Genomic DNA, 2,202 nt, shown 5'->3' on the forward strand with positions numbered 1-2,202 from the left:
TTCTGTAGTAATTTAACTGATTTATTACCTCATTTAATACACTACATACTGGGGACTCTAAGTGCTTTACTTACTTAGTTTTAAGCAAAAAATATTTGAATGATTTCTTTAATGAATTATAATTGTATTATCAATGTACCTTTGACTTAAACGTGGGATCACTAATTTAGTGGAACTCTACCGTTAGTTTGAGGACATTGTTTTTTTATTGCCAAAAGTGCTGTAAAATATAATTGTGCAGTGACCTTTAAATGATTCTACCTTTAGAGTTGGGGCTAAAATTCTAGACCTCTTATATTGGTGTGAGGCACTCCACTATTTTAGTGGCACTGCACTTAAATTACATAATTATTTAATAAAATCCTGTCATTTTTTCAGGATTTTTTTGTTTTTTTAGGAGGAATTCATAGATTTTTGTCGTATATAAATTTTTGTTAATAGACTATATTGAGTAATCTATAAAAACAATATCATATTAAGCAGTTGAAACTCTACCGTTGGTTGGAGCTAGGAAACTAGACTCTTGTGTTAAACATGAGATTTAATATCTGGCGATATAATCCTGACATACTACACTGGGCATAAAGCTCTAACAGAAACTTGGATAGTCAGATATGTCATACTGCATCTAGGAGGAGAAATGATGAAAGATACCATTACTCCATTTAGTTATGGAAATGACACGCAAAATGACCACCAAACTAAGCGTAAGTTTTATCAATTTTATGTTGGTATTGATATAGGAGCGAGTTTTCACGTTGCTTCCTGTATTCCATTTGATGCGTTCTTAGATCCAAAAGGCATTGCCTGGAAACGAACGAAGACAATGAAATTCAACTCAGATAGTGCTGGAATCGCTGAATTTTTAAAGGCTTTAGAGAAGATTGAAAAACAATTTTCTCTTACAAAAAAAGATTTTTTAATTCTATTAGAACCAACTGGAGGACACTATTCTTACCTTGTCCAACAGGTGTTATTAAACGAAGGCTATGAGCTGTTTCAAGTTGAGAATAGAGCTGTTGGTGAATTTCGCAAAAATAACCTAGGTATCTCTGAAAAGACTGATTCAATGGATGCCAAAGTAATGTCATATATGGGATGGCATAAGCAGTTACACCCGCATATGCAGGGTGTATCACTTATTAGACCGCAATCTGTTCTCCAATCTTTGTTTAGAACAGTAATGCGTGATCGTTGGTATTTAAATGTGCAGTTGACACGCAGAAAAAACCAGGTGCAACAACTTTTAAAAGTAACTCACCCAGATTTAAATAAGGCGTTTAAAAGTCTATCAAGCCCATCTGTGATGAGATTAGTCTTACAGTATCCTACTGGGCTTCATATGAAAGAAGCTACGGCTGAAGAAATATATGAAACTTTAATTAAAGCTGGAGCAAAGGGAGTAGCAAAAAGAGCAGCAAATACCTTGGCTAAAGTTATGCCAAATACGATTGCGGTACCCGCCGAACATCTTGTAGAAAGGCAAAAATGGGTTATAGAAGAAGCCTTACGGCTTGAAGAGAGTATAAAACTTATTGATCAAGAGATTAATACACTACTATGGGGAAATCCAGAAAAGGGTGTTGAGCCACATCCATACACTGAGATTCTTATGTCCCTACCCTTCATAAGTGAAAATATAGCTTGTACATTAATTGGGGTAATAGGTGATATTGAACGATTTAGGACATATAAAGAGTTTAAAAAATATCTTGGAGTTTCAGCAGAAAATAAGCAATCAGGAACATCTGTAACTGGTACAAGGCAAACTTACAGCGGTGTACGAGATGCCAGGAGAGTTCTATATCAAATAGCTTTAATCGTTTTAGCAAACGGTCAAAAGCACCCTACCGTCTTCAAAGTATATTATGACCGAAAGGTTAACGAAGGAATGAATAAGAAAAAGGCCATTGGTCATCTTTGTGGTAAAATAGCGGCTCTTATTTATACAGTTCTAAAAAACAAAAAGATATACGATCCGGTAATCCACGCTAAGGCTTGCGGTATTAAAATGGATAATCTTTATTTGAAAAATCCATCAAAAGAACCTCAACTTTTATCTAACAATAAAAATTAGGCTTATTTTCAACAAAATCCTAAGTCTATTAAAAACACAAAATCGCCTAATATTAAACAAAAAAATAGGCGATTTTGTGTTTTTAGGAATTAGCATTAATTTATTAAAGCACTACACTACATTTA

At 34.0% G+C, this 2,202-nt stretch carries 1 protein-coding gene; it reads left to right on the top strand.

The window, feature by feature from the left end; genetic code table 11:
- Window positions 1-643 precede the first annotated feature (643 nt).
- The gene (locus tag ACR65M_RS26740; RefSeq protein ID WP_440274923.1) at window positions 644-2,077 is read left to right on the top strand and encodes an IS110 family transposase; all 1,434 of its coding nucleotides are present in this window, start codon (window positions 644-646) and stop codon (window positions 2,075-2,077) included.
- The last annotated feature ends 125 nt before the right edge of the window (window positions 2,078-2,202 follow it).

It is taken from the genome of Ferdinandcohnia sp. SAFN-114 (genome assembly GCF_059415045.1).